The organism is Streptomyces panacea (genome assembly GCF_040560175.1).
Lineage (GTDB): Bacteria > Actinomycetota > Actinomycetes > Streptomycetales > Streptomycetaceae > Streptomyces > Streptomyces panacea.
In genome coordinates, this window is sequence record NZ_JARJHW010000254.1 from 1 (window position 1) to 8286 (window position 8286).

General features: G+C 72.4%; 8 protein-coding genes. 1 reads left to right on the forward strand and 7 read right to left on the reverse strand.

All coding sequences use genetic code 11. The features are described 5' to 3' along the window. Positions 1-91: 91 nt before the first annotated feature. From P3L51_RS33480 to P3L51_RS33510, 7 genes are read right to left on the reverse strand one after another with little or no spacing between them, the layout of a single operon-like run. Positions 92-865 (reverse strand): HpcH/HpaI aldolase family protein, encoded by a 774-nt coding sequence (locus tag P3L51_RS33480; protein ID WP_354609116.1) that lies wholly within the window; start codon positions 863-865, stop codon positions 92-94. A gap of 28 nt (positions 866-893) precedes the next feature. Next, positions 894-1949, reverse strand: coding sequence for an aldo/keto reductase (locus P3L51_RS33485; RefSeq protein WP_354609117.1), 1056 nt, complete (start codon positions 1947-1949; stop codon positions 894-896). Positions 1950-1954: 5 nt separating this feature from the next. Beyond that, on the reverse strand, positions 1955-2977 hold the full coding sequence (locus P3L51_RS33490) for an ATP-binding cassette domain-containing protein (RefSeq protein ID WP_354609118.1): 1023 nt from the start codon (positions 2975-2977) through the stop codon (positions 1955-1957). Continuing rightward, the gene (locus tag P3L51_RS33495) at positions 2974-3918 is read right to left on the reverse strand and encodes an ABC transporter ATP-binding protein (RefSeq protein ID WP_354609119.1); all 945 of its coding nucleotides are present in this window, start codon (positions 3916-3918) and stop codon (positions 2974-2976) included. Before P3L51_RS33495 ends, P3L51_RS33490 begins: the two co-directional genes overlap by 4 nt. Next, complete coding sequence (locus P3L51_RS33500; protein ID WP_354609120.1) at positions 3915-4847, reverse strand: ABC transporter permease; 933 nt, start codon at positions 4845-4847, stop codon at positions 3915-3917. The genes P3L51_RS33495 and P3L51_RS33500 overlap by 4 nt, the downstream gene beginning before the upstream one ends. 3 nt (positions 4848-4850) lie before the next feature. Further along, a complete protein-coding gene (locus P3L51_RS33505; RefSeq protein WP_354609121.1) occupies positions 4851-5780 on the reverse strand; it encodes an ABC transporter permease in 930 nt (309 codons plus the stop codon). Between the two features lie 3 nt (positions 5781-5783). Further along, entirely contained in the window at positions 5784-7331 is a 1548-nt protein-coding gene (locus tag P3L51_RS33510) for an ABC transporter substrate-binding protein (protein WP_354609122.1), read from the reverse strand. A gap of 284 nt (positions 7332-7615) precedes the next feature. Between P3L51_RS33510 and P3L51_RS33515 the strand changes: the two genes are divergently transcribed. Next, positions 7616-8286, forward strand: a 671-nt coding sequence (locus P3L51_RS33515) for a four-carbon acid sugar kinase family protein (protein WP_354609123.1), incomplete at its 3' end; no start/stop codon positions are given.

The window sequence follows — 8286 nt, forward strand, 5'->3', positions numbered from 1 at the left end:
TCCTTGTCCTGGTGGGTGCGGGCGCGACGGCGGTTCGGGGTGCGGGCGGGGCGGCCCGGCGGACGGCCGGGCCCTCGCCCGCGGTCCGGCGTCAGGTGGCGGAGGAGCCGCGCGCGGCGCCGAGATGGTCGCGTGCCGCCTGCTCCAAGTGGGTCAGATCGCTGGACACCGAGGCGTACGTGAAGCCCTCCGCGAGCCGGCGGGCCGCGGTGGCCCCGTCCGGGGTGTGGATGCCGACCGCGATGCCGGCCTCGTCGGCGGCCTCCCGGACCGCCCTGAGCGCGGCCTCGAACTCCCGGTCCACGGCAGGGTCGGTGGAGGTCGCCCCGCCCAGGGCGATCCGCAGGTCGGAGGGGCCGATGTAGACGCCGTCGAGGCCGGGCACGGCACAGATCTCCTTGACGGCCGCCAGCCCCGCGGCCGTCTCGATCATGGCCAGGACCACGGTCGCCTCGTGGGCGTCGGCGGGCGCGGGGCCGATGCGCAGCGCCGACCGCATGGGCCCGTACGACCGCCGCCCGGCCGGCGCGTACCGGCAGGAGGAGACGGCGTCCGCCGCCTGCTCCGGGGTGTCGATGAGCGGGACGATCACCCCGGCGGCCCCCGCGTCGAGCGCCCGGCCGATCGGCACCGGGTCGTTGGCCTCGACCCGGACCAGGCCGACGGAGGCGCCGCCCGCGTCGATGGCGGTGAGGCTGTGCAGCAGGCCGCTGTAGCCGATCAGGCCGTGCTGGCCGTCCAGGCACACGTAGTCGTAACCGAGGCGGGCGATCCGTTCGGTGGCGACCGGTGCGTCCAGGATCGACCAGTAGCCGATCAGCCGTTCGCGGGAGCGCAGGGCGGTGGCGAACCGGGCAGCGTTCATCAGGGTTCTCCTTGGTGGGGGGCGGGAGTCAGCGGTTGTAGGCGGGCATCGGGCCGCGCAGTGCGGCGCCGACCTCGTCGCAGGCGGCGGTCACGTCGGCGGGCAGCGGCCCGGCCCCGGCGGCGGCGATGTTCGCCCGCAGGTGGTCGAGGCGGGAGCCGCCGAGCAGCAGGGCGTGTACGTCGTCGCGGCCCAGCAGCCAGCGCAGCGAGAGGTCGGTGAGCGGGATCCCGGCCCCGTCCGCGATCACGGCCAACCGCTCGACGGCGTCGAAGAGCCGGGGGTCCCAGTAGCGCTGCCGGTACATGGCGGCGAGTGCGGAGTCGCCGAAGCGGCCGTCGGCCGGGGTGTCGCCGAAGCGGTGGCGGCCGGTGAGCAGACCGCCTCCCAGCGGGTTGTAGACCATGGTGAACAGGCCGCTGGTACGGGCGTATTCGAGGTACTCCTCCTCGACGCGGCGGGCCAGCAGGTTGTAGAGCTGTTGGGCGATCACGGGCCCCGGGGCGCCGATCCGTTCGGCGGTGTGGACGACCTCCGAGATCTGCCAGGCCGCGAAGTTGGAGACGCCCAGGGCGCCGATCTTGCCCTCGGCGGCGAACTCGCCGACGGTGGCCAGGGTGTCGGCCAAGGGCACGGTGCGGTCCGGCTGGTGCAGGTAGAACAGATCCACATGGTCGGTGCGCAGCCGCCGCAGGCTGCCCTCCAGGGCGCGGCGCATGCCGGTGGGGGAGAGCGGTGAGTGGTCCCCGGTGTCCGGGTGCGGCATGCCCGCCTTGGTGGCGAGCACCATCCGGGCCCGCCGCGCGGGGGTGAGGGCGTCGGCGAGGATGGTCTCGGTGACTCCGCCGGCGTACGCGTTGGCGGTGTCGACGCCGGTGATTCCGGCGTCGAGTGCCGCGTCGAGCATGGTCAGGGCGTCGGCGGGGCCGACGGTGTCGCCGAAGGTCATGGTGCCGAGTACGAGCCGGGACAGCGGTACGGGCACACCGGGCAGGACGGTGCCCGCCCGGCCGGTGTCCGCCGACGGGACTTCCGCCGACGGGACTTCGGGCCGGAGGCTGTCCGTACGCGGGGTGCTGGTCATCTCGCTCATTCCACGGCCCCCGCGACGGCCGCCGCGTCGGCGGAAGCCCGGGGCCCGGTGTCGGTGTCGTTGCCTGTACGGGTGGCTGTGCCGGGGCCGGTACGGGTGTCCGTACCGGTGTCGTCGGAGGTGGCTCCGCCCGCGCGGGCGGAGACGATGTGGCGCGGTTTACGGCCCCGCATGGCGGCCGGGTCCAGGGCGGCGCGCCGCAGCGCCCGGGTGTAGGGCTCGACGGGCGAGGCCAGGACGGCGCCGGTGGCGCCGCGCTCCACGATGTGCCCGGAGCGCATCACGATGAGCTCCTCGCTGATCTCGCGGACCACGCCCAGGTTGTGGGAGATCACGATGAAGGTGAGCCCGGTGGTCGCTTGGAGGTCCCGGAGCAGCGCCAGGACCTGAGCCTGTACGGAGACGTCCAGCGCGGAGGTGGCCTCGTCGCAGACGAGCAGTTCGGGGTCACTGGCCAGCGCGCGGGCGATGCCGATGCGCTGGCGCTGTCCGCCGGAGAACTCGGCCGGCCTGCGGTGCAGGGCGGAGCTGGGCAGTCCCACCCGGTCGATGAGTTCGGCGGCGCGCCTGGACCGGGCGGTACGGGACCGCTCACCGGCCAGCCGCAGCGGTTCGGCGACGATGTCCTCGGCGCTCAGGTGCGGGTCGAGGGATCCGTACGGGTCCTGGAAGATCATCTGCACCCGGCGCCGGTGCGGGCGCAGCCGCCGCTCCGAAAGCGCGCCCAGGTCGGTGCCCTCCAGCAGGATGCGGCCGGAGGTGGGGCGGACCAGCCGGACCAGGGAGTGGGCCAGGGTGGACTTGCCGCAGCCGGACTCGCCGACCACGGCCAGGGAGGCGCCGCGTTCGACGGTGAAGGAGATGTCGTCGACGGCCCGGAACGTGCCGCCCCGGACGGCGTACTCGACGACGAGGTTCTCGACGCTGAGGAAGGGGGTGTCCGCCGCGGGGCCGCCCGTCGTGCGGCTGTGCGCCGATGGTGTGCTCATGGACGGTGTGTTCGCCGATGTGGTGTTCATCGGACGGCCTCCTCGTCGGCGGGAAAGGCGGGAACGGGGGGACCCGCGGAACCGGCGGGAACGGTGGAGACGGCCGCCGCGGCGGCGGAACCGCTGCCCGGGGTCTCGTCCCAGGGGCCGAGAACGGGAACGGTGGCGAGCAGGTCCCTGGTGTACTGCTCGCGCGGCGCGTCGACCACCTGCTCGACGGGCCCGGATTCGACGAACCGGCCGTCGCGCATCACATGGATCCGGTCCGAGACCAGCCGGGCCACCCCCAGATCGTGGGTGATCATCAGGATGCCGATGGCGGTGCGTTCCTGAAGCTCCATCAGCAGGTCCAGGATCCCGGCCTGCACGGTCACGTCGAGGGCGGAGGTCGGTTCGTCGGCGATGAGCAGGACGGGCTCGGCGGCCAGCGCGATGGCGATGAGGACACGTTGCAGCATGCCGCCCGAGAGCTGGTGGGGGTACGCCTTCCAGACGGTGGCCGGGTCGCTGATCCGGACGCGGGCCAGGAGCTCCAGGCCCTGGTCACGGGCCTGGCCGCGGCTCAGGGAGGGGTGGCGCAGGGCGATGGCCTCGCCGAGCTGACGGCCGACGCCGTGCACGGGGCTGAGCGCGGTCATCGGGTCCTGCGGGATCAGTGAGACCCGGCGGCCCCTGACCTTCGCGGCGGCGCCGGGGTCGGCGACGACGTCCACCCCGGAGAACCGGGCCGAGCCGGAGAGCACCGCGAGCCCTTCGGGCAGCAGCCGCAGGATGCCCATGGCGGTGGTGGACTTCCCGGATCCGGACTCGCCGATGATGGAGACGGTCTCGCCCGCGGCGATCCGGAAGCTGACACCGTCGACCGCGCGTACGACGCCGTGCGCCGTGAGCAGTTCGATCTGGAGGTTCTCGACGTCCAGCAGTGGGCGGTCGGCGGCGGTACCGGCCTCAGCGGTGACGGGGGCGTTCATGAGGTGACCTCTGCTGTTGGACGGCGGGTGCGGGTACGGTCGCGAAGGCCGTCGCCGATCAGGTTGACCCCGACGACGAGCAGGACGATGACCAGGCCGGGCAGGGTGACCAGCCACCAGGAGGTGGTGATGTAGTCCTGGCCGTCGGAGATGATCCGTCCCCAGGTGGCGAAGGGACGCTGCGGACCCGCGCCCAGATAGCTCAGTGCGCTCTCCAGGAGTACGGCCTGGGCGAGGAGCAGCAGGACGACCAGGCTGGCCTGCCCGATGACGTTGGGCACGATGTGGCGCAGCAGGATGCCGACCCTGCGCAGACCCAGCACCCGCGCCGAGGCGACGTACGGTTTCTCGCGCTCCACCAGCACCAGGGACCGGGTCAGCCGCGCCACCTCGGGCCACTGGGCGATGGCGATGACGGCGGTGATCACCGGTATGGAGGGTTCGAAGAGGGCCACCACCAGGAGCAGCATCATCAGGAGCGGCAGGGAGAGCTGGGCTTCCAGCAGACGGGAGACGACCGCGTCCACCCAGCCGCCGAAGTACCCGGCGGCGGCTCCGGCGGTCAGTCCGATCACTCCGGAGACCAGGACGGCGAGAACACCGATGGTCAGGGAGACCTGCCCGCCGTGCAGCACGCGGGACAGCAGGTCGCGGCCGAGCTGATCGGTGCCGAAGAGGTGGCCGTCGGTCAGTGGGGCCAGCCGGCGTCGGCCCAGGTCCTGGTGGTCGGGGCCGGGCAGGGGCAGGACGGAGGCCAGCGCGATGGGCAGCACCACCAGCAGGGTGCAGACCGAACCGGCCCACAGCTTCAGCCGGGAGCCGCGCCGGCGGCGGGCGGCGGCGGATCGGGCCAGCGCGGTGGCGGTGACGGCGCTGGGGCGCTCGGGGGCCGCGGCCGGGCCGGGAGGGGGCTTCAGAGCGGTACTCATGGCTCAGGCCGCCTTTCCGAGTCGTACCCGCGGGTCGAGCAGCGGGTAGGCGAGGTCGATGAGGAGTTGTACGAGGACGGCGAGGGCGGCGGTGACCAGGACGGTGGCCTGGATCAGCGGGTAGTCGCGGGTCTCCAGGGCGCGGACCACCAGGGAGCCCACGCCGGGCCAGCCGAAGACGACTTCGACGACCACCACACCGTTGAGCATCCCGGCGAACCGGGTGCCGAGGGCGGTCAGCACCGGGATGGAGGAGTTGCCCATGGCGTACCGCCACGTCAGGGCGCGTTCCGAGACCCCGCGCGAACGGGCGACGGTGACGTAGGGGGAGTCGAGGGCGGTCATCATCTCCCGGCGGACCAGGCGGGAGATCAGCGCCATCTGGAGGATGGCTACGGTGACGGTGGGCAGGATCAGGCCGCCCCAGGTGGTGAAGCCGGAGGCGGGCAGCGCGGGGATGAGCACCGAGAAGACGGTGAGCAGCATGACGCCGCTCCAGAAGTCCGGCATGGACTGCCCGGCGATGGTGACGATGTTGGCGCCGAGTTCGCGGGCGGTGTCGGCGCGGCGGGCCATCCACACGCCGAGGGGAACGGCGACGACGGTGGTGAGCAGGATCGCGGAGGTGGCGAGGGTGATGGTGGCGGGGAGCCGTTCCAGGACCACGTCCAGGGCGGGGGTCCGGAAGGAGTAGCTGGTGCCGAGGTTGCCGGTGACCAGGTCGCGGAGGAAGACGCCGTACTGCGTGAGCAGCGGCTTGTCGAGGCCGAACTGTTCGCGGATGCGCGCGAGGTCTTCGGTGGTGGCGGTGGGGCCGGCGTAGGCGGAGGCCGGGTCGCCGGGGGCGAGGCGGACCAGGACGAACACGGTGGTGACGGTCATGAAGACGGTCAGCAGGCTCTGTCCGAGACGCCGGGCCAGATAGCGGAGCATCGCTCAGCCCTCCAGGCGCACGGTGGCGAGGTCGTAGGAGTTGACGGACTGCAGTCCCAGGTCCTGGACGCGGTCGCGCCGGGCGGTGACCACGTCGGGCACGAAGGCCCACAGAGCGGGCCACAGGGCCCAGATCTCCCGTTGCGTGGCGGCCAGTTGGGCCAGGCGGCGGGCGGTGTCGATCTCGGCGGAGGCATTGGTGAGCGCGTCGGCGATCCGGGGGACGACGAAGCCCTGGTAGGTGTCGCGGGTCTTCTCCTTCGCCGCGGTGCCGCCGAACATGCCCTGGAGGGTGCTGATGGCCTGGCCGGAGGGGCTGCCGAAGCCGTTGCCCAGGATGTCCCAGTCGCCGCGACGTCCCTGGCGCCACTGGAGGATGTCCCCGCCGGGTTCGAACTGCTGGAGGGTGGCGGCGACGCCGACGTCGCGCAGCATCTCCAGGAGGGCCTCCATCACCGAGGTGTCGGCGGCGAACTCGCCGGTCTCCCAGATGATCTTCACCTTGAGACCCCGGACTCCCAGCGACTCCAGCATCTTCCGTGACTTGCCGGGGTCGTAGACGTAACTGCCGGTGCGGACCGCGCCTTCCAGCGTGAGCGGTACCACGCCGCGCGCCGCCTCGGCGGAGCCGGTCAGGACGTCACGTATCAGCGCCTGCCCGTCCACCGCCAGGCTCAGTGCCTGCCGGACCCGGGGGTCGGCCAGGGGCTGGCCCTCCTTCTTACGGAAGTTGAAGAAGAGCTGGTTGATCCGGGTGCCGGCGACCCGCTGGATACCCACACCGGGCAGTCCGTCGAGCTGGTCGGCGGAGTCGGGGGTGAGGGAGTCGACGACGTCCAGCTCCCCGGCGCGCATCGCCATCACCCGGCTCGACTCCTCGGGCACGAACCGCACCCGCACGTTGTCGATACGGGGACGGGGGCCCCAGTACGCGGTGTTGCGGGCCAGGGAGTACTCACCGGTGCCGCCGTTGGCCGACGTCACTGTGTACGGCCCGGAACCGAGGCCGCCGGAGAGTTCCTCGGGGCGGTTGGCCTTGGCGGGGGTGATGAGGATGTTGGCCATGAGGTAGTCGAGTACCGGCAGGGGCCGTCCGGTGCGCAGATGGAAGGTACGGGAGTCCACCGGCTCGACGGTCGGCAGCTCGGGGAAGAACCCGGTGATGAAGGAGCCGTTCACCTGGCCGTACATCTTCAGGGCGGTGGCGACGTCGGCGACCGTGACCGGGCTGCCGTCGGAGTAGCGCACGCCCGAACGCAGCCGGACCGTCCAGCGGGTGGGCGCGGTGAGTTCGAAACGGTCGGCGAGAACGAGCTGGAGCTTGAGTCCCTCGCCGACCCGCGTGAGCGACTGGCGGACGGCGCGCTGCACGGTGACGGCCGCGTCGAACTGGTTGAGCTTGTTGTCCAGGCTGACCAGGGAGCGGTTGAAGCCCAGGCTGATCGTGCCCGGCCCGGGAGCCCCGGTCGGCCCGGCGCACGCCGACCCGAGACCGAGGGTGAGGCCTGCACCGGCTCCGGCGCCGACACGCAGCAGAGTGCGTCGGCTCATGGGAGGACCGGTATCGAAACGGGTCATCGTTGACCTCTTGACATTGACGGGGGTCGCTTCGCGCTTAAACCCCGGTTGGTATGCACCGGCGGCGGGTGCCAGGTGTTTCGTGCCGGTCACCGTGCCACGGTGTGCGCGAGATGCGCAAGACCTCTCGCGCAAATCGCGCAACGTGTGTCAGTATCGAGAACACCCCGCCCGGCGGGACGCGTTGCCGCAGAGTGCGGACACCGCCTCTGTCACTTCCGTCACCACCAGCAGAAGTACCAATCTGAGGAGGGCTCGTGCCGCTCGGACCCGGTCAGCGGGTACTCGCAGTCGCCGACGATCTGTCGGGTGCGGCCGAGACCGCTGCCGCACTGCTCTCGCGCACAACACGCACGAGAGTGCTGCTCGATCCGCGCACGGCCACCCCCGCGCCCGCCGGAACCACCACCGTCTTCGACCTCGACTCGCGCCAGCTCTCCGCCGCCGACGCCGCCGCCCGGATCACCACCGTCCTGACCGGGCTCGCTCCCGACACCGTCGTCTGCAAGAAGGTCGACTCCCTGCTGCGCGGAAACCTCGCCTCCGAGATCGCCGCACTGGCGGCCACCGGCCGGGGCGTGCTCCTCGCCCCCGCCCTGCCCGCCGAGCGCCGCACCGTCCGCGACGGTGTCCCGCACACCGACGGCGTCCCCCTGCACACCGGCGACGCCTGGCGCGCCGAGGCCACCGCGCCACCGCGCTCGGTCGCCGAGGCACTTCGCGTCCCCGTCGCGCTCCTGGGACTCCAGGCCGTACGGGATTCGGACCACCACCTGCGCACCGCCCTGCGCGAAGCGCTCGCCACCGGACTCCCCGTCGTCGCCGACGCGGAGACGGACGCCGACCTCGACGCACTGCTCGCCGCCACACTGGACATCGACCCCCGTGTCGTCCTGGCCGGCTCCGCCGGACTCGCCCTCGCCCTCGG